This is a genomic window from Pantoea sp. FN0307 (assembly GCF_050113815.1).
In the GTDB taxonomy this organism is placed as follows: Bacteria; Pseudomonadota; Gammaproteobacteria; order Enterobacterales; family Enterobacteriaceae; genus Mixta; species Mixta alhagi.
The window spans coordinates 337402-359091 of record NZ_JBNJSO010000002.1 but is presented as its reverse complement, the minus strand read 5'-3'; the positions used below and the strand labels follow the sequence as shown (position 1 = coordinate 359091).

19 protein-coding genes and 1 riboswitch are annotated in these 21690 nt (G+C 54.6%); of the genes, 9 read left to right on the top strand and 10 right to left on the bottom strand.

Translation table 11 applies throughout. The annotated features are described in order from the left end of the window. Window positions 1-94: 94 nt before the first annotated feature. Window positions 95-2368 carry a DNA topoisomerase IV subunit A gene (parC, locus tag ACQE3Z_RS09275; protein ID WP_426973493.1) on the bottom strand — a complete coding sequence of 758 codons (2274 nt, stop codon included), beginning with the start codon at window positions 2366-2368 and terminating at the stop codon, window positions 95-97. 275 nt (window positions 2369-2643) lie between these two features. On the opposite strand from parC, the gene ACQE3Z_RS09270 reads away from it, so the two are divergent. Beyond that, complete coding sequence (locus ACQE3Z_RS09270) at window positions 2644-3225, top strand: NAD(P)H-dependent oxidoreductase (protein ID WP_426973492.1); 582 nt, start codon at window positions 2644-2646, stop codon at window positions 3223-3225. 34 nt (window positions 3226-3259) lie between these two features. Beyond that, on the top strand, window positions 3260-3595 hold the full coding sequence (locus ACQE3Z_RS09265) for a putative quinol monooxygenase (RefSeq protein WP_426973491.1): 336 nt from the start codon (window positions 3260-3262) through the stop codon (window positions 3593-3595). A gap of 101 nt (window positions 3596-3696) precedes the next feature. On the opposite strand, the gene parE is transcribed toward ACQE3Z_RS09265, so the two are convergent. Genes parE through nudF form a run of 5 tightly spaced genes read right to left on the bottom strand, consistent with a single transcriptional unit; the run spans window position 3697 to window position 8155 of the window. Then, complete coding sequence (parE, locus tag ACQE3Z_RS09260) at window positions 3697-5592, bottom strand: DNA topoisomerase IV subunit B (RefSeq protein ID WP_250650892.1); 1896 nt, start codon at window positions 5590-5592, stop codon at window positions 3697-3699. Between the two features lie 51 nt (window positions 5593-5643). Next, window positions 5644-6225, bottom strand: coding sequence for an esterase YqiA (gene yqiA / locus ACQE3Z_RS09255; protein ID WP_250650893.1), 582 nt, complete (start codon window positions 6223-6225; stop codon window positions 5644-5646). Between the two features lie 2 nt (window positions 6226-6227). Next, the gene (gene cpdA / locus ACQE3Z_RS09250; protein ID WP_426973489.1) at window positions 6228-7055 is read right to left on the bottom strand and encodes a 3',5'-cyclic-AMP phosphodiesterase; all 828 of its coding nucleotides are present in this window, start codon (window positions 7053-7055) and stop codon (window positions 6228-6230) included. A gap of 42 nt (window positions 7056-7097) precedes the next feature. Further along, window positions 7098-7523 carry a DUF1249 family protein gene (locus ACQE3Z_RS09245; RefSeq protein WP_426973488.1) on the bottom strand — a complete coding sequence of 142 codons (426 nt, stop codon included), beginning with the start codon at window positions 7521-7523 and terminating at the stop codon, window positions 7098-7100. Further along, window positions 7520-8155 (bottom strand): ADP-ribose diphosphatase, encoded by a 636-nt coding sequence (gene nudF, locus ACQE3Z_RS09240; RefSeq protein WP_250650896.1) that lies wholly within the window; start codon window positions 8153-8155, stop codon window positions 7520-7522. Before nudF ends, ACQE3Z_RS09245 begins: the two co-directional genes overlap by 4 nt. 214 nt (window positions 8156-8369) lie before the next feature. Here nudF and tolC point away from each other — a divergent pair, with 214 nt between their 5' ends. From tolC to ACQE3Z_RS09215, 5 genes are all read left to right on the top strand, one after another. Beyond that, entirely contained in the window at window positions 8370-9848 is a 1479-nt protein-coding gene (tolC, locus tag ACQE3Z_RS09235) for an outer membrane channel protein TolC (RefSeq protein ID WP_426973487.1), read from the top strand. A gap of 197 nt (window positions 9849-10045) precedes the next feature. Further along, window positions 10046-10705, top strand: a complete 660-nt coding sequence (locus tag ACQE3Z_RS09230) for a DUF1190 family protein (protein ID WP_085070042.1) — start codon at window positions 10046-10048, stop codon at window positions 10703-10705. A gap of 8 nt (window positions 10706-10713) precedes the next feature. Further along, window positions 10714-11874: a glutathionylspermidine synthase family protein gene (locus tag ACQE3Z_RS09225; protein WP_426973486.1), complete on the top strand. Its 1161-nt coding sequence runs from the start codon at window positions 10714-10716 to the stop codon at window positions 11872-11874. Window positions 11875-12084: 210 nt separating this feature from the next. Next, window positions 12085-12852, top strand: a complete 768-nt coding sequence (zupT, locus tag ACQE3Z_RS09220) for a zinc transporter ZupT (protein ID WP_426973485.1) — start codon at window positions 12085-12087, stop codon at window positions 12850-12852. Window positions 12853-12994: 142 nt separating this feature from the next. Further along, entirely contained in the window at window positions 12995-13378 is a 384-nt protein-coding gene (locus tag ACQE3Z_RS09215; protein WP_426973484.1) for a cell wall hydrolase, read from the top strand. A gap of 51 nt (window positions 13379-13429) precedes the next feature. Here the strand turns inward: ACQE3Z_RS09215 and ribB are convergent, their stop codons facing one another. Next, the gene (gene ribB, locus ACQE3Z_RS09210; protein ID WP_250650902.1) at window positions 13430-14086 is read right to left on the bottom strand and encodes a 3,4-dihydroxy-2-butanone-4-phosphate synthase; all 657 of its coding nucleotides are present in this window, start codon (window positions 14084-14086) and stop codon (window positions 13430-13432) included. Window positions 14087-14182: 96 nt separating this feature from the next. After that, a riboswitch (FMN riboswitch) is annotated at window positions 14183-14334 on the bottom strand. A gap of 146 nt (window positions 14335-14480) precedes the next feature. Here ribB and ubiK point away from each other — a divergent pair. Then, the gene (gene ubiK, locus ACQE3Z_RS09205) at window positions 14481-14957 is read left to right on the top strand and encodes a ubiquinone biosynthesis accessory factor UbiK (protein ID WP_426973482.1); all 477 of its coding nucleotides are present in this window, start codon (window positions 14481-14483) and stop codon (window positions 14955-14957) included. A 53-nt stretch (window positions 14958-15010) separates the two neighbouring features. Here ubiK and hldE read toward each other — a convergent pair whose 3' ends face one another. The 3 genes from hldE to ACQE3Z_RS09190 all read right to left on the bottom strand — a co-directional run bounded on the left by hldE (window position 15011) and on the right by ACQE3Z_RS09190 (window position 20701). Then, window positions 15011-16432 (bottom strand): bifunctional D-glycero-beta-D-manno-heptose-7-phosphate kinase/D-glycero-beta-D-manno-heptose 1-phosphate adenylyltransferase HldE, encoded by a 1422-nt coding sequence (hldE, locus tag ACQE3Z_RS09200; protein WP_426973480.1) that lies wholly within the window; start codon window positions 16430-16432, stop codon window positions 15011-15013. Between the two features lie 86 nt (window positions 16433-16518). Continuing rightward, window positions 16519-19377 carry a bifunctional [glutamate--ammonia ligase]-adenylyl-L-tyrosine phosphorylase/[glutamate--ammonia-ligase] adenylyltransferase gene (glnE, locus tag ACQE3Z_RS09195; RefSeq protein WP_426973479.1) on the bottom strand — a complete coding sequence of 953 codons (2859 nt, stop codon included), beginning with the start codon at window positions 19375-19377 and terminating at the stop codon, window positions 16519-16521. Window positions 19378-19396: 19 nt separating this feature from the next. Continuing rightward, window positions 19397-20701 (bottom strand): inorganic triphosphatase, encoded by a 1305-nt coding sequence (locus tag ACQE3Z_RS09190; protein WP_426973477.1) that lies wholly within the window; start codon window positions 20699-20701, stop codon window positions 19397-19399. Between the two features lie 208 nt (window positions 20702-20909). Between ACQE3Z_RS09190 and ACQE3Z_RS09185 the strand changes: the two genes are divergently transcribed. Continuing rightward, window positions 20910-21530 (top strand): TIGR04211 family SH3 domain-containing protein, encoded by a 621-nt coding sequence (locus tag ACQE3Z_RS09185; RefSeq protein ID WP_085070024.1) that lies wholly within the window; start codon window positions 20910-20912, stop codon window positions 21528-21530. Window positions 21531-21690: the final 160 nt, after the last annotated feature.

Genomic DNA, 21690 nt, shown 5'->3' with positions numbered 1-21690 from the left:
CCGCCTAAGTATACCGGCTTTATATGAAAACACACCGGTATTACACCGGAGCGCCGCATGATTAACGGGCGTCGCCTCCGGTTTCCCTGCGCTATCAGGCTTCGCTATCGTCCGAAACGACGCGAGCCGGCGCATCCACCTCAACGCGGTCGATACGCTGCAGGCCACGCGGCAGCAGCGTGCCGCGACGCCCGCGCTCGGCGCGGAATTTCTGTAGCTCTTCCGGACGCAGCGTCAGCTTACGTTTGCCGACATAGAGCGTGATGGCGCTGCCTGGTGGTAACAGGTAGAGCCAGGCAAGACGGTCTTCGCCGCTGCTGGCCTGCGCCGACGGAATAGAGATGATCTTATTCCCCTTGCCTTTGGACAGCTGCGGCAGATCGCCTACCGGGAACATCAGCATACGGCCAGCCGCAGTGATCGCCAGCAGCATATCGTCATCGCTGTAAATCGCCATCGGCGTCATTACTTTGGCGTTTTCCGGCAGCGTCAGCAGCGCTTTACCGGCGCGGTTGCGTGATACCAGATCGGCAAAGGTGCAGACAAAACCATAACCCGCATCAGAGGCCATCAGCAGTCGCTGATCGTCCGCCTCCATCAGCACCTGTTCCATTACCGCGCCCGGCGGCGGCGTGAGCTTGCCGGTGAGCGGCTCGCCCTGGCTGCGCGCTGAAGGCAGCGTAGAGGGATCCAACGTATAGCTGCGGCCAGTGGAATCGATAAAGGCCACCGGCTGATTGCTTTTACCACGGGCGGCGGCCAGATAGCTGTCGCCAGCCTTATAGCTTAGTCCAGCAGGATCGATGTCATGCCCTTTGGCACTGCGTACCCAGCCCATTTGCGACAGCACAACGGTAACCGGTTCAGAAGGCACCAGCTCGTTCTCACTGATCGCTTTCGCCTCTTCACGCTCATGCAGCGGCGAACGGCGTTCATCGCCATAGGCTTCGCTATCGGCCTGCAGTTCTTTCTTCAACAGCGTATTCATACGGCGTTCTGAAGCCAGCGTGGCCTGGAGCTGATCGCGCTCTTTTTCCAGCTCGCTCTGCTCGCCGCGAATTTTCATCTCTTCCAGCTTCGCCAGATGGCGCAGCTTTAATTCAAGGATCGCTTCCGCCTGGGTTTCACTGATATCGAAACGCGACATCAGCACCGGCTTCGGCTGATCTTCGCTGCGGATGATCTCGATCACTTCGTCAATATTAAGGAAAGCGACCAGCAGACCTTCAAGGATATGCAGCCGTTTCATCACTTTATCAAGGCGATACTGCAGACGGCGGCGTACCGTATCGCGTCGGAACACCAGCCATTCGCTGAGGATCTCCAGCAGGTTTTTCACCGCCGGACGGTTATCCAGCCCGATCATGTTCAGGTTGATGCGGTAGCTTTTTTCCAGATCGGTGGTAGCAAACAGATGGTTCATAACCTGCTCAAGATCGACACGGTTTGAGCGCGGCACCAGCACCAGACGCGTTGGGTTCTCGTGATCGGACTCATCACGCAGATCCTCGACCATCGGCAGCTTTTTATTGCGCATCTGCGCGGCGATCTGCTCCAGCACGCGCGCGCCGGAAACCTGATGCGGCAGCGCGGTGATCACCACTTCGCCATCTTCTTTTTTCCATACCGCACGCTGGCGTACCGATCCGCGCCCGTTCTGGTAGATCTTACGGATCTCGGCGCGTGGCGTGATAATCTCCGCTTCGGTCGGAAAATCGGGGCCCTGTACGATATCCAGCAGATCGTCGAGACTGGTTTTGGGATTATCAATCAGCGCAATGGTGGCCTGCGCCACTTCACGCAGGTTATGCGGCGGAATATCGGTCGCCATTCCCACGGCAATGCCGGTGGTGCCGTTCAGCAGAATATTTGGCAGACGCGCCGGCAGCATTTTCGGCTCGTTTAACGTGCCGTCGAAGTTAGGCACAAAATCAACCGTGCCCTGCCCCAGCTCGCCCAGGAGTACTTCAGCGTAGCGCGACAGGCGTGATTCGGTGTAACGCATGGCGGCGAAGGATTTCGGGTCATCCGGCGCACCCCAGTTACCCTGTCCATCCACCAGCGGATAGCGATAGGAGAACGGTTGTGCCATCAATACCATCGCTTCGTAACAGGCGCTGTCGCCGTGCGGATGGTATTTACCCAGCACGTCACCCACGGTACGCGCCGATTTTTTGAATTTTGCGCTGGCGTTCAGGCCCAGCTCCGACATCGCATAGACGATACGGCGCTGCACCGGCTTCAGGCCATCGCCAATATAGGGAAGCGCCCTGTCCATGATGACGTACATGGAATAGTTCAGGTACGCATTCTCAGTAAATTTATGCAGGGCAAGACGCTCTGCACCATCCTGCGTCAAGTCACTCATTATGATTCCTCACGTTGCGGCGGGCATCAGCGCGCCGCGTGGCGATCTGTTTGGCGAGGATAGTACCTTATCTGATGCGGCGATGTCACAGTTTAGTCGCGGCTGCAACAGCGCATTCTGGACCGCGAACCGCCAGCGGGATTCAGCCAATTTTGTTTCACATTCTTTGCGGATTATTGCGCTATACGCAAAAGTGTTATGATCAATCGTACATTTTTCTTTGCCTGTGCCGCACGTAAACTGGCTCCAGAAATTTCAACGGAGCGACAACGATAATGAGCAAGATTTTGATTCTTGATGCGGGTAAAGAATTTGCCCATTCCAGGGGGGAACTGAACCATACCATGACTGAAGTGGCAGAGACCTTCTTACGCGATCAGGGCCACGAAGTGCAGGTAACGCGCATTGATGATGGCTACGATATTCAGCAGGAAGTGCAGAAGTACCTTGCTAATGATGTGGTGATTTATCAGATGCCGGGCTGGTGGATGGGCGAGCCGTGGATCCTGAAAAAATATATCGATGAAGTCTTTACCGAAGGTCATGGTTCGCTTTATGCCAGCGATGGCCGCACCCGCTCTGACGCCAGCAAAAAATATGGTTCCGGCGGCTTGCTGCAGGGCAAGAAATATATGCTGTCGTTAACCTGGAACGCGCCGCTGGAAGCCTTTATCGATCCGCAGCAGTTCTTTGAAGGCGTTGGCGTGGACGGGCTTTACCTCCATTTCCATAAGGCTAACCAGTTCCTGGGGATGGAAGGCCTGCCGACCTTTATCTGTAATGACGTGATCAAACAACCTGACGTGCCGCGTGATATTGAACGCTATCGTGAGCACCTCGCTAAGATCTTTGCTTAACTTAAAGCTCTGAAACACTTACCAGGGATCTATTATGCTGACAGTTGTAGCTGAAATTTGCGTTAAGCCGGGCCGTCGGGAAGCGGTACTGGCGGCCATTGATGATCTGACGCCGATCGTTTTAGGGGAAGAAGGCTGTCGTAAATATCAGGCGCTGGTCGATCATCAGGCGCAGGTGCCGTGGAAGCAGAATCTGCCCAACTCCATTTTTATGCTGGAATATTGGGAGTCGCTGCGCCATCTGGAGCAGCATCAGCAGCAGGCGCATATGGAAGCCCATCGCGAACGTATTAAAGACGATGTACTGGATGTGAAGATCTTTGTGATGGAAAAACCGGCGGGCGCTGTGACAGAGCCTGACGTTCTGTAAGCAGGATATAAAATAGCCCAGCCCAAATGAAAACCGCCCGGCCATCGCAAGATGCCCGGGCGGGTTTTTATCGCCGGCTGGCAGCAGTGAACAGCGCGAAGTTACACTTCGATCTCTGCCTTATCGCCTTTCTCCTGCAGCCAGTTACGACGATCTTCAGAACGCTTTTTCGCCAGCAGCATATCCATCATCGCCAGCGTCTGTTCAATGTCCTCTTCATCTATCGTAAGCTGAACCAGGCGACGCGTATTGGGATCGAGCGTGGTTTCGCGCAGCTGCATCGGGTTCATTTCGCCCAACCCTTTAAAGCGCTGGACGTTTGGCTTGCCCTTTTTACGCTTCAGCTGTTCGAGAATGCCATCCTTCTCTTCCTCATCCAGCGCGTACCACACCTCTTTACCCAAATCGATGCGGTATAGCGGCGGCATAGCCACATAAACGTGGCCGCCTTTCACCAGCGAGCGGAAGTGTTTAACAAACAGCGCGCACAGCAGCGTGGCGATATGCAGGCCGTCGGAGTCCGCATCCGCAAGGATACAGATTTTGCCGTAGCGCAATTGGGTGAGATCTTCGCTGTCCGGATCGATACCGATGGCAACAGAGATATCATGCACTTCCTGTGAGGCTAACACTTCATCCGAGGAGACTTCCCAGGTATTCAGGATCTTCCCTTTCAGCGGCATAATCGCCTGATATTCGCGATCGCGCGCCTGCTTGGCGGATCCGCCTGCGGAATCCCCTTCCACCAGAAACAGCTCGGTTTTACTCAAATCCTGCGCGGTACAGTCGGCCAGCTTACCAGGCAACGCCGGGCCGCTGGTCAGTTTTTTACGCACCACTTTTTTGGCGGCGCGCATACGGCGCTGGGCGCTGGAGATCGCCAGCTCTGCCAGCTGCTCTGCCGCCTGCACGTTCTGGTTCAGCCACAGGCTGAAAGCATCCTTAACCACGCCGGAGACAAACGCAGCGCACTGACGTGAAGAGAGGCGCTCTTTGGTCTGACCAGCAAATTGCGGATCCTGCATTTTCACTGATAGCACGTAAGCGCAGCGATCCCAGATATCTTCCGCCGACAGCTTCACGCCGCGCGGCAGAATATTGCGGTATTCGCAAAAATCGCGCATCGCATCAAGCAGTCCCTGACGCAAACCGTTAACGTGCGTGCCGCCCTGCATGGTGGGGATCAGGTTGACATAGCTTTCCGTTAATAGCTCGCCGCCTTCCGGCAGCCACAGCAACGCCCAGTCCACCGCTTCGACATCGCCCGAAAAACTGCCGACAAACGGCGCTTCCGGTAGCGTAATCAGGCCGTTTACCGCCTCGCTCAGATAATCGGTGAGGCCATCCTGATAGCACCAGCTCTGCTCGGTATTATTGACCTTATCTTTGAAAACGATCTCAACGCCAGGGCAAAGCACCGCTTTCGCTTTCAGCAGATGCGACAGACGCGAAACAGAGAAGCGCGGACTGTCAAAGAAACTGCCGTCGGGCCAGAAATGCACGCGCGTCCCGGTATTGCGCTTAGCGACCGTACCGGTAACGGTCAGTTCCTGTACTTTATCGCCGTTTTCAAAGGCCATTTCGTACACTTCGCCGTTGCGTCGTACCGTGACTTCGACACGTGTCGACAGGGCATTAACCACGGAAATCCCGACGCCGTGCAGACCACCGGAAAACTGGTAGTTTTTGTTGGAGAATTTGCCGCCGGCATGCAGGCGGCAGAAGATCAGCTCAACCGCCGGAACGCCCTCTTCCGGGTGAATATCAACCGGCATACCGCGTCCGTCATCGATCACTTCCAGTGACTGATCGGCGTGTAGGATTACTTCCACGCGTTTTGCATGGCCGGCCAACGCTTCATCAACACTGTTATCGATAACTTCCTGACCCAGATGGTTAGGGCGCGAGGTATCGGTGTACATTCCCGGACGACGACGAACGGGTTCGAGGCCGCTGAGTACCTCAATGTCTTTAGCGTTATAGCTGGATTGAGTCATCGTATCGTTCTGAATTGGTGGGTGAAAAAAGAGTTATACGATCCTGCGGCATCAGGCGCGATTCAGACCGATAAAGTCAAGAATCGAAGGGAAAAAGCGTTCGAATCCAGTGAAGGCGTGATTACCGCCCTCTTCGACCGTCTGGCGACAGGCCTGGTAGTAATCCAGTGCCTGACGATAATCGAGCACCTCATCACCCGTCTGCTGCAGTAGCCAAAGCAAATCTGGCGACTCAAGCGGGTCAATCTGCATGACCTTCAGATCGTAAATGTGGCGAGACTCTAACACATATTTTTGACCGGTGTATGGATTCTCGTTGGCACCAAGATAATTGAGCAATAGCTCGTAAGGACGCACCGCCGGGTTGATCACCACTGCCGGTAAGGTAAAACACTGCGACAGCCAGGTGGCGTAATAACCACCAAGCGATGAGCCAACAATACCCAGCGGTTCGCCGGCGCGCGCCATCACCATCTCTTCCAGCATCTGCGCCGCCTCGCCCGGAAAGGCAGGCAGCTGCGGCACCAGCATGGTTATCTGCGGATGATGCATTGTCAGCCAGCGTTGCAGCTGCGTCGCTTTCGCTGAAGCGGGAGAGCTATTAAACCCATGCAGATAGAGCAGCGTCGCCATGCTTAGTAACCTTCGGAATCGAGATCGGGCGTAAAAGCGCGCGTTGAGAGACGCTGAACCTGCGTTTGCACCACGCCGCTGTCGCCCAGCTCCAGCCAGCGCCAGCCCGGCGCGACGGCATCAATGGTAAAGTTGGTGCAGTGCGGCTTGAACTGCACGCAGGTTGAAGGCGTGGCTAACAGGCGCCTGCCATGCCACTCCACATCCATCTCCTGATGAATATGGCCGCAAATCAGTGTCTTTGCCAGCGGCCAGTGCTGAAGAACGGCATCAAGAGCGTGCGAATTCCGCAGGCTATGCTGATCCAGCCAGGTGCAGCCCGACGGCAGCGGATGGTGATGCAGCAGCACCAGCGTATGGCGTTCAGGCGTCTGCGCCAGGGTTTTATCCAGCCATTCAAGCTGATAGTCGCTGAGCATACCGTGCGGCACGCCTGCGACCTGGCTGTCGAGCAGCACCAGTTGCCAGTGCTCGCCCAGCAACACCTGCTTCGCTTCAGCAATGCCTGATTGTGCCAGCGTATCGTACATAGTGGGCTGAAAATCGTGATTGCCCGGCAGCCAGACGCAAGGAGCAGGCAGGCGCGCGATACCCTCAGCAAAGTGCTGATAGGCTTCAGGCGAGTGATCCTGCGCCAGATCGCCGGTGGCGATGATCAGGTCGATCGGCTGCTGCTCGGCCTCAATGGCTTCCAGCACCGCATTAAAACTGGCCCAGGTATTAACGCCCAGCAGCGTTTCATTTTTGCCTGAAAAAAGGTGGGTATCCGTGATTTGTAATATCCTGATATTGGCCCCACTCACCACAGGAAGTTTTAGCAGGCTATCCAAAAAATGTCCTTAATCTCCACGCCATATCAAGGTTATTGCGGCTTACCAGGCCGGGACGGCCATGGCTCCGTGCGACAGACAATAACGCAGCCAGTCTGCAAGAAACTGGTTGATTTGATGCTTTTCATCACGCTGGTGCAATTTTTTATTTGGGTAATCATAACGCGCTTTGAAACGATAGATCTGCTGCGTTGAACACACTTCAGCAACCATCGCATCGTGATATAGCCTGACAGACATTGAAGGCAGACTCCAGTAGCTAACGGCAGGCGCGGTCTGACGAATCTCAACCAGTGTGGTGTAGCGCGTAGATTCACTAATGGTAATGCTGTAGCTGGCGCCGTTTACCTGATAGGTCACCGAGGCCCCCGCTTCGTCATCACGCGGCAGCAGACGACGCAACTGGGCGAAGTTGGTTTCGCTCAACCGCATCATTTCGGGAAAATCAGGGACGTAGCGCTTGATCATGTTGGATTCCACTCTTTTCGCAATTTCTCATAGTGCAGCATCAGCCATTGCAGGGCGATGACGGAGGCCGCGTTATCAATTTTCCCCTCTTCCACCCAGCGGTAAGCCTGTTCGCGGCTTACCACATGAACAAGAATATCCTCATTCTCTTCCTCCAGACCGTGGCATCCTTGCGCCACGCTGGCATCCACTTCTCCCACCAGCACCGACAGGCGCTCGCTGGTACCGCCCGGACTGGCCAGGTAGTTAATCACTGGCTCTACGCGTTTAACCGTCAGACCCGCTTCTTCCATCGCCTCGCGACGCACGACCTGCTCAACGTTTTCGCCAGGCTCAATAATGCCGGCCACTAATTCCAGTAGCCAGGGCGTTGAGCTGGTATCATAAGCGGGAATGCGGATCTGTTCGATCAGCACTACTTCATCACGCTGGGGATCATAGGGTAGCAGGACTGCGGCATGTCCGCGCTCAAAAACTTCGCGCACGACTTCTTTGCTCATTTCACCGTTAAACAGGCGGTGACGGAAGCGATAGCGAACTAAAGAAAAAAAACCTTCATACAGTGGCTCGCGTGCAATAATTTCTACATCTTTTTTGCTGAAAGTCACAGGGGATTTTGTGTTTTTAACCATAAAACCAGTGTCCTTTACAGTGGGGGATGCGGTAAACGGTTTCAACCAGACGCCGTCCGCAAGGGTGGTTCTTTCTGAATTATTTACGTAAATTAACGGAAGATGGCACGTTCAGCCAACTTACCACTCTGGCACACTCTGCTAGAATCAGCGCATATTTTTTAGCTTATGTCAGCGCTACCATAGCAACTTTGCTGCACTACAAGGAATGCAAATGAAGAAACTGCTCTCTTTACTTATTGGCCTGAGCCTGGGCGGCTTCAGCGTGGCGAGTCAGGCGGAGAACCTGCTGCAGATTTACCAACAGGCTCGTCTGACTAACCCTGATTTGCGCAGCTCTGCGGCGGACCGTGATGCGGCATTTGAAAAGATTAACGAAGCCCGTAGTCCGTTGCTGCCTCAGTTAGGGCTTGGCGTTGATTATACCTATAACAGCGGCTACCGCGACGCGCGTGATACTCATTCCAATACCACCAGCGGATCTTTGCAGTTAACGCAAATCCTCTTTGATATGGGTAAATGGCGTTTGCTGACAATCCAGGAAAAAACAGCGGGCGTGCAGGACGTTACCTATCAGACGGCACAGCAGAATCTGATGCTGAACACGGCAACGGCCTATTTCAATGTACTGCGCGCAATCGATGCGCTTTCCTATATTGAAGCGCAGAAACAGTCTATTTATCGTCAGCTTGATCAGACCACGCAGCGCTTTAATGTGGGGCTGGTCGCTATCACTGACGTACAAAACGCCCGTGCGCAGTATGACAACGTGCTGGCGAATGAAGTTTCGGCACGCAACGAGCTGGATAACGCGGTAGAAACCCTGCGTCAGGTGACGGGCAACTACTATCCAACTCTGGCCTCGCTGAATATCGATCGTTTCCGTACGAATAAGCCGCAGCCGGTCAGCGTGCTGCTGAAAGAGGCGGAAAGCCGTAACCTGAGCCTGTTATCCGCACGCCTGTCGCAGGATCTGGCGCGTGAGCAGATCCGCTATAGTGAATCGGGACATATGCCGACGCTGGGTTTAAATGCTTCTACCGGCCTGTCCAACAATAAATATGGCGGCAGCCGCGCCACACAAAACGACAATATCACCGGCAGTAATCAGGTTGGCCTGAGCTTTAATCTACCGTTGTATAGCGGCGGCGCGGTGACTTCGCAGGTGAAACAGGCGCAGTACGCCTTCGTCAGCGCCAGCGAGCAGCTGGAAAGTGCGCATCGCTCTACGGTACAAACCGTGCGCTCCTCCTTTAATAACGTGAACGCCTCTATCAGCAGCATTGAAGCTTACAAGCAGGCAGTGGTTTCCGCTCAAAGCTCTCTGGATGCGATGGAAGCGGGCTATCAGGTTGGTACACGTACTATTGTTGACGTGCTGAATGCCACCACGACGCTGTACAACGCCAAACAGCAGCTTTCTGATGCCCGTTACGATTACCTGATCAATCAGCTGAACATCAAATCTGCGCTGGGTACGCTGAACGAACAGGATCTGTCTGAGCTTAATGCCAGCCTGGGCAAAGAAATTCCAACGTCGCCTGAAACGGTAGCGCCAGAAAATGCACAGCAGGATGCAGCCGCCGATCGGGGAACCGGGATGCAGGCAGCAGCCAGCCAGAGCGGCACCAACGCCGCTGCTGCAGCGCGTCCTGCCGCAGCGCGTCAGAACGGTAATCCGTTTAGCCATTAAGTTAAAAACCAGGCCACGAAGTTCATGAATTTCGTGGCCGTAACACCGCGTTTGCAGCTGTTTCCTTCCGCTTTTAATCCTTTCTCGCATTTGAACGTATAGCTAAGTAAATATACAGACACAGCGCTGTGTGTTGCTTCATTTTTAGACCGGTTTCACCTATCCTTTGCGCTACCTTTGGGCAGAGGACTATCCCCATGAAACGGACAAAAAATATCAATCGCGACGCTTTCCGTAAGAGTTGGCGCGCTCGTCACCTGACGCCGGTGGCGTTGGCTGTCACCGCCGTTTTTATGCTGGCCGGCTGTGAACAAGCAGACGAAACGGTTTCGCTTTATCAAAACGCCGACGACTGTACTAAAGCCAATCCGGGCCAGAGCGAACAGTGCACCACCGCTTACAATAACGCGCTGAAAGAGGCGGAAAAAACCGCGCCTAAATATGCCTCGCGTGAAGATTGCGTAGCCGAATTTGGTGAAGCTCAGTGCCAGCAGGCTCCGGCTCAGGCTGGCACCAATGCAGAAGCGCATCAAAGCGGCAGTTTCTGGATGCCGTTGATGGCAGGTTATATGATGGGCCGCATGATGGGCGGCGGCGCAGGGTTTGCCGCGCAGCCGCTGTTTAGCTCGAAAAATCCCGCCAGCCCGATGAACGGTAAGTTCGTTGACGCCAGCGGCCGAAACTATGGCACCGCGACGCCAGGCCGCACCATGACCGTGCCGAAAACGGCGCTGGCGCCGAAACCGGCCACCACCAGCACCGTTACGCGCGGCGGCTTTGGTGAGACCGTAGCGAAGCAGACCAGCATGCAGCGCAGCAGCGCGACCGGCACCAGCAACCGCTCGCTGGGGGGCTAACGCGCCCTATGAAACGTATTGCTATTGCCGAACGTCCTGACTGGCGCGCCCGCGCCACCGAATACGGCTTTGGTTTTCATACCATGTATGACGAGCCGTACTGGTGCGAGGATGCTTATTACCAGTTTACGTTGGCGCAGGTTGATTATCTGGAAGAAACCACCGCTGAACTGCATCAGATGTGTTTGCAGGTGGTGGATAAAGTGGTTAACAGCGAAGAGCTGCTGGCTAAATTCCGTATTCCTAAACATACGTGGGATTTTGTTCGCACTTCGTGGAAAACGTCGCAGCCTTCGCTCTATTCACGTCTCGATTTGGCCTGGGACGGCAGCGGCGACGCCATGCTATTAGAAAACAATGCCGATACGCCAACATCGCTGTATGAAGCCGCTTTCTTTCAGTGGCTCTGGCTGGAAGATCAGCTGAAAGCGGGCAATTTGCCGGCAGGCAGCGATCAGTTCAACAGCCTGCAGGAAAAATTGATTGCGCGTTTCGCCGCACTGCATCAGCAGCATGGTTTTAGTCTGCTGCACTTTACCTGCTATCGGGACAGCATTGAAGATCGCGGCACGGTACAGTATCTGCAGGATTGCGCCAGCGAGGCGGGATTGCCGAGCGAATTCTTGTTTATTGATGATATTGGGCTGGGCGAGCGGGGTCAGTTTACCGATCTCAACGATCAGGTCATCAGTAACCTGTTTAAGCTCTATCCGTGGGAATTTATGCTGCGCGAGATCTTCTCAACCAAGCTGAATGATGCTGGCGTGCGCTGGCTGGAACCAGCCTGGAAGAGCATTCTTTCGAATAAAGCGCTGCTGCCTATGCTCTGGCAGATGTTCCCCAATCACCCTAACCTGCTGCCAGCCTACTTTGCTGAAGACAATGTGCCCGCCATGGAAAAATATGTGGTGAAGCCGCTGTTTTCTCGTGAAGGCGCGAATATCCGTATTGTGGAAAAAGGACAGGAAATCGCACGCGTTGATGGTCCTTATGGCGAAGAAGGCATGATCGTGCAGCAGTTCCATCCGCTGGCGCAGTTTGGCGACAGCTACGCGTTGATCGGCAGCTGGCTGGTGGACGATCAGGCAGCGGGTATTGGTGTACGTGAGGATCGAGCGTTAATCACGCAGGATCTGTCGCGTTTCTATCCGCACGCTTTTATCTATTAACGGAAACGGGCAGCCCACGGCTGCTCTTATTACTCTTCGGGTTTACTCTACCTGTACGGATAACATGCTCAGCACACCCATAACGATTTCCTTTAATCAACATTCAAATTTTTTGAGCGTCAGTCAGACAAAACTTTACCTAATCCCCTCTCGCTTTTTGTCTAAATTTAAATAGTCTTAATAAGAATTATTATCATTCGAGGGTCTGTAATGTCGGTTCCGTTACTTCTGACTATTTTGGCTGGCGCTGCGACTTTTGTCGGCGCGTTTTTAGGCGTAATAGGCCAGAAACCATCCAACCGTATGCTGGCATTTGCGCTGGGATTTGCCGCAGGCATTATGTTGTTAATTTCTCTGATGGAAATGCTGCCTGCCGCCCTGCATACGCCAGGTATGTCGCCGCTATTAGGCTACGGAATGTTTCTGCTGGGCCTGCTCGGTTACTTTGCTCTCGATCGCCTGCTGCCCCATCAGCATCCGCAGGATTTAATGGTGCCTAACCAGCCGCCACGCAGCCTGCGACGTACGGCGATTTTACTGACGCTGGGGATCAGTTTACATAACTTCCCTGAGGGGATTGCTACTTTTGTTACTGCCAGCAGTGATTTAGAACTGGGGCTGGGCATTGCCTTAGCGGTAGCCATTCACAATATTCCGGAAGGTCTGGCGGTTGCCGGTCCCATGTATGCCGCCACCGGTTCGAAAGCGCGCGCCCTCTTCTGGGCCTGTATTTCCGGTATGGCGGAAATTCTTGGCGGCGTACTGGCATTCTTGCTGCTCGGCCCGGCGATTTCACCGGTGTTGATTGCGGCAATTATGGCTGCCGTGGCCGGTATTATGGTTGCGCTTTCTGTTGATGAACTCATGCCGCTGGCGCGTGATATTGATCCACACAGTAACCCAAGCTATGGCGTTTTATGCGGCATGACGGTGATGGGTTTTAGCCTGACATTGCTACAAAGCAGCGGGATTGGCTAATGCTATTTATCTGAAAATATTCATACAGGCATCTATATATCAATAACTTATCGCAAACAGGGGATTTTCAAGACCTGTCTGCTGTTTTTACTTTTTACCGCTTCGTAAACTCCCGTCATCTCTGGTTAATGACGGAATTACTATGCTGGTTCAGGGTGCCATTCTTTGTCTGGCTATGAATATATATCACGAAGCACGCGGGGAACCGCTAAAAGGACAAATAGCCGTCGCATCGGTAACGATGAATCGGGCTAACTGGGACGTTACGCAAATCTGTCCGGTTGTTTACGCACCAAAACAGTTTTCATGGACTCACTTAAAAAATAACGCGTTCAGCTATCCAGCCAAAGAAGATAAAAGCTGGCAGCGGGCACAACAGATAGCTCACCAGATTGTTAACGGCGAGCTTTCTGATGTGACTAATGGCGCAACCTACTATCATAATCAAACGGTAACGCCCGCCTGGAGCAGCGCATTCGCGCAAACGGCAGCCATTGGCAATCATATCTTCTATGCAAAGCGATAAAAAAAGCCGGGATTATCCCGGCTTTTTTATTGTTATCAGCAGCAGCGCATTTTAGCTTGCCTGACGCGTTTCCTGATTGCGTCGATAAGCGATCAGATCTTCAATCGTTACCAGTGGCATATTATGCTGTTTGGCGAAGACAATAGCCTCTGGCGCATGAGCCATGGTGCCATCGTCGTTGGTCAGCTCACACAGCACGCCGGCCGGTTTAAACCCTGCCAGTGAAACCAAATCGATCGTCGCCTCAGTATGACCGCCACGGGTCAATACGCCGCCGTCGCGCGCGCGCAGAGGGAAGACATGGCCCGGACGATTTAAATCGCTGGGTCGGGCATTATCGGCGATAGCGGTACGGATGGTGGTCAGGCGATCCTGGGCAGAAACGCCGGTGGTTACGCCCTGAGCAGCCTCGATGGTAACGGTAAAGCCGGTGCCAAAAGAGCTGGTATTGTTCTCTACCATCATCGGCAGATCCAGCTGCTGGCGTTGCTGCTCAGTGATGCACAGGCAGACAATGCCGCTGCCGTGACGAATGGTTAAAGCCATTTGCTCAACGGTCATGGTTTCAGCGGCGAAAATCATGTCAGCTTCATTTTCACGATTTTCGTCATCCAGCACCATTACACCGCGCCCTTCGCGCAAAGCGGCGATGGCGCGTTCTACACGCTGTTCCGGCGTGCCAAATTCAGAAAGTAGCGTCTGATTCATGGTAAATAAACCTTATCAATATTGTGGTTACCAGAATCAGGGCGTGCTTGAGGAGTGCATAAAAATAACGCGCGGCGAGCCTGGGCTCGGCAGAACCGTTATCCTCTCCCATCCGGACTTTAACCGTCGGCCCCGGAATTACACCGGATCTGCTGACCTTTCCGTCGCAAAACGGGAAGCGCTCGCGGGCTTTCAGCGAATGCTGATTTACCGCCGGTGGGGAATTTCGCCCCGCCCTGAGAATAAGCGAATTTACTATAGCGCCAAACATCTTCTCCGGCAACGCACAATAGCAGCATATGCTTATGCTGTGCAGGCAAATGCCATTTTAGGTTTATCCTTTTCCAGACAGGGATTACACTTAAGTTAACTTTGTTGCGACCAGGAAACGGCCATGATTGACCCGAAAAAAATTGAACAACTTGCTCGTCAGGTACATGAAGCAATGCCGAAAGGTATTCGCGAATTTGGCGATGACGTTGAGAAGAAAATCCGCCAGGTCCTGCAGGCGCAGCTGACGCGTATGGATCTGGTAAACCGCGAAGAGTTTGATGTGCAGACGCAGGTACTGCTACGTACCCGTGAAAAGCTGGCGGTGCTGGAGCAGCGCCTGGCTGCGCTGGAAAGCCAGAGCGGGAATGCTTCAACGCCAGCCACGTCCAGCGCTTCGGTCACGCCTGCACAGGCCACACCGTCAACGGCAGCTAATACGTTCTCCACACCGGCAACGCAGACAAATACCGTTACTGCGCCGCCAACTTCCCCTGCTGCAACGCCGGCATCAGCTGCAACGCCTGCAGCAACACCGACATCAACCGCCGCAACGCCTGTGTCAGAGGATGTGGTTAAAACGGAAGATCCGAAAAGCTAATAAGCCCGGCAGGTTAAACTTTCTTAGCCTGCCGTTCTGTTTGTTGCCCGTGTTCAGGAACGAATCCGCTTAATGATATTGGTAGTTGAAATACCGTCCTCAAAGTTCAGCACGCGTACTTCGCCTCCGTTAGCCCAAACCTCTTCGCTACCGGCGATCTCTTCTGGCTTATAGTCGCCGCCTTTCACCAGCAGATCGGGCAGAATGCCCGCAATCAGCCGTTGCGGCGTATCCTCTTCAAAAGAGACTACCCAGTCGACCGACTCCAGTGCTCCCAGCACAATCATGCGATTTTCCAGCGGATTGACCGGGCGGCTGTCGCCTTTCAGGCGTCGGGTCGACGCATCGCTGTTAACCGCCACAATCAGCCGATCGCCCAGCTTACGCGCATTTGATAAATAGGAGACGTGACCGGCATGCAGAATGTCAAATACGCCGTTGGTCATAACCACTTTTTCACCGCGCTGACGAGCCAACGCAACCGCTTCTCTGAGCTGGGCTTCATTCATAATACCGAAGCCGCTTTCCGGACGTGCATGAATGGCGTTTTCCAGCTCAACGGGCGATACGGTTGAGGTACCCAATTTGCCTACCACCACACCAGCCGCAGCGTTAGCCAGGAAACAGGCGGCCTCAAGATCGTCACCTGACGCCAGCGAGGCGGCCAGCACGCCAATCACGGTATCGCCTGCGCCGGTCACATCATAAACTTCCTGCGCCTGCGTTGGTAAATGCAGCGGGGCTTTGCCCGGCTGTAACAGCGTCATGCCGTTTTCAGAGCGGGTTACCAGTAGCGCCGACAGCTCATAGTCCGCCACCAGCTGCATGCCGCGCTCAACAATCTGCGCCTCATTCTGACATTTACCCACCACGGCTTCGAACTCAGAGAGGTTCGGCGTCAGCAGCGTCGCGCCACGGTAGCGTTCAAAATCGGTGCCTTTGGGATCCACCAGCACCGGCACGTTTGCCGCACGCGCCAGCTGGATCATCTGCTGCACGCTGGCCAGCGCCCCTTTAGCGTAATCGGAGAGCACCAGCGCCCCGGAACGTGGCAGCGCCGCAGCAATACGCTGATGAAGCGGCTCAGGATCGATATCGGCAAATCCCTCTTCAAAATCAAGGCGAATTAGCTGCTGGTTCCGGGAAAGAACACGCAGTTTGGTAATAGTAGGATGCGTTGGCAGCGCCACAAAATCGCATTTTACATTGACGTTTTGCAGGCTGACGCCCAGAGCACGGGCGGCATCATCAATGCCCGTCAGGCCGATAAGACGCGACGACGCGCCCAGCGCGGCGATGTTCATCGCTACGTTAGCCGCCCCGCCAGGACGCTCTTCGACGTTGTCCACTTTCACTACCGGCACCGGCGCTTCCGGTGAAATACGGCTGGTAGGACCATACCAGTAGCGATCCAGCATCACATCGCCGACGACCAGCACTTCTGCACGGTTAAATTCGGGCAGTGTCACTTTCATTACAGAGACTCCAGACTGCAGTAAAAATATTGCGCGCGATAATAACACAGCTCGGTTAAAACGCTGCGCCGCCAGTGGCGCCTCTTTCAGCTCTCAGCTGGCAAGGTTTGCAGCCAGCGCTGCCAGCTCTCCTGAACCGTCTGCCGCTCGCGCATAAAAGATTCCATCGCGACGTGCCCCGCCTGCTCCTGCAGCGCCAGATGATGCAGCTCATCACGCAACGTAACGTAAGCCAGGGTAAGCGCTTGCGCTTCCTGTGGCGTTACTTTGTTATGCCGCGCCAGCAGTTCCAGGATGCGTACATTATCAGACCATCCGGTCAGCTTAGGCTCCTGCGCCGCATAGCGCAGCACCAGATATTGTGTAATAAATTCAATATCAGTAATGCCGCCCTCATCCGCTTTAATGTCCCATCGGCCTTTGTGCTTATGACTCAGGTGAGCATACATTTTTTCACGCATTTCGCGTACTTCGGTTTGTAACGTTGCGGCATCGCGCGGTAAACAGAGCGTTTCCCGGCGGATTGTCTCAAAGCGCTGGCTTAGTCCCGGTTCGCCATAGACGATTCGGGCCCTGACCAGCGCCTGATGCTCCCACGTCCAGGCATCGTTACGCTGATACTCTTCAAACGCGTCCAGCGTGCTTACCAGCATGCCAGCCGAGCCGGAAGGCCGCAGACGCGCATCCACTTCATACAATATTCCGGATGCGGTGCGGGTACTGAAAAGATGCATGATCCGCTGCGCCAGACGTAAGTAAAACTGGCGACCATCAATAGCGCGTTCGCCATCGGTAACCGCATCAGCCGGACAGTCATGCAAAAACACCAGATCAAGATCGGAGCTGTAGCCCAGTTCCCAGCCGCCCAGCTTGCCGTAACCAACCACGGCGAAGCCGCGATCGCCCTGTTGTAAATGTGAGGGGCGTCCGTAGCGCTGCTCCATCATATTCCACGCCTGCTGTACGACCGCCTGAATAATCGCCTCGGCCAGCCAGGTCAGGTGATCGCTTACTTTCATTACCGGCAGCGTTCCAGCTATATCCGCTGCGGCAATACGCAGATGCTGTACCTGTTTAAACTGACGCAGCGCTTCCAGTTGCTGCTCTTCATCATCTTCCGGGATACGCAGCAGATACTGCCGCAGCTCATCACGATAGGCATCCGTTGCGGTGGGCTGATAAAGCGTGGCGGGATCGAGCAGTTCATCCAGCAGAAGCGGATAGCGAGCCAGTTTGCTGGCAATCATTGGCGAGGCGGCGCACAACCGGATAAGCTGCTTGAGCGCGCCAGGCGACTCTGTCAGCAATTCAAGATAGGTGGTTCGCGTCACCACGCCCAGCAGCAATGGAATCAACCGCTGCAGAGTCATATCCGCATCGGCACGGGCGCAAACTTCATGCAGCAAACGCGGCATCAACTGATCGAGCGCCAGGCGGCCACGCGGGCCAATAGTGCGTTTATCCACATCCTGACGAAACGCATTCAGCGTGCGTGAAAGATGCTGGCGGCCAGGCTCATCAAGATGGGCCAGCAAAGCTTCCAGATCGCTTTGCTCGAGCTTATCAAGCCAAAGCTCGGTCATGCCCTGGTTTTCACTTTCTTCCGCACTGTCCGGCGTATCCTCACCGATCAGCTCATTAAAAATAAGCCGCACCTGCGCCATCTGCTCTTCCAGCGCCTGATGCAACGCCGTCCAGGATTCAAAGCCCATTGCCCAGGCAAGCCGCGCCTGATTTAACGCATCTGTCGGCAGCGTTTGCGTTTGCTCATCGGCGATGCTCTGTAACAGGTTCTCTAAGCGGCGTAAAAACAGATAGGCTTCACGTAGCGCGCTAACCTGCGGCTGCGTCAATAGATGCAGTTCTTCAATGGCGCAAAGCGTTGGCAGTAGCGAACGTTGTTGAAGCGTGCGCTCACGTCCGCCGCGAATCAGCTGGAATACCTGTACGATAAACTCGCTTTCCCGAATTCCACCGGCTCCCAGTTTGATATTGTCTTTCAGGCCGCGTCGACGCACTTCACGGGCAATCATGCCTTTCATATTACGCAACGACTGAATAACGCTGAAATCGATGTAGCGGCGATAGATAAAAGGCCGCAGCATCTGCTGCAGCTCCTGGCTCCAGCGATCCTCACTGTTGCCCATCAGCCGCGCCTTCACCATCGCATAACGTTCCCAGTCGCGTCCCTGTTCCTGGTAATAATCCTCCAGCGCCGCGAAGCTAAGCACCAGCGGTCCACTGTCGCCGAAAGGCCGCAGCCGCATATCGACCCGATAAACAAAGCCATCCGCCGTGGGCTGATCGAGCACTTTAATTAAGCGCTGGCCCAGACGGGTAAAAAATTGTGCGTTGTCCAGCTCACGCCGTCCGCCACGGGTCGATCCATTTTCCGGCCAGACAAAAATCAGATCGATATCGGAAGAGAAATTCAGCTCGCCGCCGCCCAATTTCCCCATGCCCAAAATCAGCAGCGGCTGCGGTTCACCCGCCGCGTTGCATGGGGTGCCGAAATCTTTGCAGCAGGCCTGCCACAGCCAGTCTCGCGCGGCAACAATCAGCGTTTCAGCCAGTACGCTTAACTGTTGAAGCGTGGCTTCCGTAGCGCTTTCCCCCGTGGTCTGCATCCAGGCGATACGGACCATCATCCAGCGTCGGAACAGACGTAGCTGGCGCATTAGCGCTGCTTCATCCGTTACCGTTTGCAACTGCTCATTGAGCCAGTCGGCATAGTGTTGCCATTCATCCGGCTGCGGGGGCTGCTGCGTTAGCTGCTGCCACCACTCCGGATGCTGTTGCAGGCTATCCACGATAAAATCGCTGAAGGCCAGCACCGCCTGCTGTTGCAAAGTGAGTGAGGTCAGCGGGCGTTCCAGCCGCTCCGCCGTTTTCTCTGCCTGTTGCTGCAGCAGCTCGGGCAGCGGTCCGGTTAAGGTTGGCAGCATAGCTTCTCCCTGAAAATAATCAGACGTTGCCGTTAAGCCAAAATGCGGGCTGTCTCAGCGCCTGGCGGCACAGCATATCCAGTTCGTGATAGCGATCTGCATGAATCGCCTGCGCCAGCTGTTGCCAGGGCTGTAGCCAGTTTTCTACCTCATGCTGCGGGTAAGCCCCTGCCAGCAGGCGAACGGCCAGCATCTGGCGCGACAGACGCGCCAGTTTATCCAGATACTCGTTATGCTGGCGGATCGTGATGAAGGTTTCTTTCAGATCGGCTGTCACGCGTCCCAGCATAATATCAGCGAAGCGCTTAAAAGAACCCTGAAGGCGCGCGGCGTTTTTCGGCTCAATAAAGGGACGCCAGCCGGCGTTAATCAACCAGCCGGAAAAAGTCAATTGGGCATCCAGCCATTGCGGGCGGTAACAAAAGGCTTGCGCTGTTGGCTGCTCATTTTCCAGCGTTTCAATCAGACTGGTCAGTTTTTGACGCAGCGCATTGCTGGCCTTACGCGGCACCAGCGCGCCGAATAGCGACAAGGCCTGGCGGACAGTTTCCAGCGCTTCCAGAATCGCATCACGCGCCGCTGGCTCATCGCGCAGCCATAGCTCCTCATGATACTGCCATTGCTTTAGCGCCAACGTTAATGCTGCCTGCATGCCCTCTTCAACCGTGGCTTTGGGTTTCACCTGCAGGATCGGCAGCGAGCGCACTGGCTGCTGCGGTTTCCCCTGCGCCAGCCAGTAGCCGCGCGCCGCTTTGCTCAGGCTGCCGAGCCGTAACCCTTCAGCCTTACCCAGCTCAGCGGCCAGCGCCAGCACATCAGCCAGATCGCCCTGTTTCAGCTCCAGTTCGATCTCTTGTAACGGTTCGCTGAGGTCACCTGCGCTCACCTCGCCGCGATCGAGAGCGACCTCAATTTGGCTGTTTCCATAGGTAACCAGCCAACGTTCGCGGTTGAAATGGGTGGTAAACAACGGTTTAAGTTGCTGCTGCAAGGCACTGAGATCGCACTCTTCGGGCCAGATCTCTGCCGGAAGACGTGCGATATCCAGTTCGGGTTGGGTTAGCTCAACGTTGTATTCCGGGCGCTGATGCAGACCGCCGATTGTCTTTCCAGCCGCTTTCAGCGTCATTTCATATTTTTCGCCGATGCCGCGGATGCGCAGGCCCATATCCCAGCGCCTTAACTGGTTATCCGGCGTTTCATAATAGATGTTGGTCAAGGCCAACGGGGCACTGTATTGGTGAGGCCAGGCAGCCAGCTGGCTACCCAGGCGATCCGCCGCCTGCGGCGTGGCAATGAACTTTAACTCGATTTCAATGGTCATAATTTTTCATTCAATCTTTCACTGGCACAGATATCAGGTATAAACCGAAGAGTAATGCAGATAACCTGCTGCTGTCTCTGCTTTATTATGCTTTCGCGAGCCTGGCCGCATCAGTCTGAGACCAGGATAGTTCTCATTCAGATTTTTGCGCAGCCTATCCAGACTGTGCCCTAAAATTTTTCCGGAACAGATGAAAAAACGACATCGAATGAAAAAATCACACTTTATTGGCCTGACTTTGCTGGCTTTCAGCGTTACAGCTCCCGCCCACGCCGAAGAAAAACGGTATATTTCTGATGAATTATCGACCTGGGTTCGTAGCGGTCCGGGCGATCAATATCGCCTGGTTGGCAAACTCAACGCGGGTGAGCAGGTCACTCTACTGCAAACCAATAACGCGACTCAGTATGGCCAGATTCGCGACGCAGAGGGTAAAACCAACTGGATCCCGCTGGCGCAGCTAAGCATCGAACCCAGCCTGCGTACGCGCGTGCCGCAGCTGGAACAACAGGTAAAAGATCTTACCGATAAGCTGGCTAACATCGACGGAAGCTGGAACCAGCGCACGGCGGATATGCAAAAAAAAGTAGCGGCCAGCGATACCGTAATTAACGGTCTGAAGGAAGAAAATCAGCAGCTGCGCAACCAGCTGATCGTGGCGCAGAAAAAGGTTAACGCCGCCAACGTGCAGCTTGATGACAAACAGCGCACCATCATTATGCAGTGGTTTATGTATGGCGGTGGCGTAGCGGGCGTAGGCCTGCTGCTGGGTCTGCTGTTGCCGCATATGATCCCACGTCGCAAACAAAATAATCGCTGGATGAACTAGCAAGCCGCCGCGCTTTCTTTTGCCAGCCATAACCGCAGCAGGGTGAATAACGCGCCCTGCTGCTGTCGTGTCCGTAATTCTGCTATTGTTGTGCCAGAATATTCCTGCTGGACATCTCTTTTTGCCGGTCTGAATGGTTGATACCGGCACGCCTGATAAT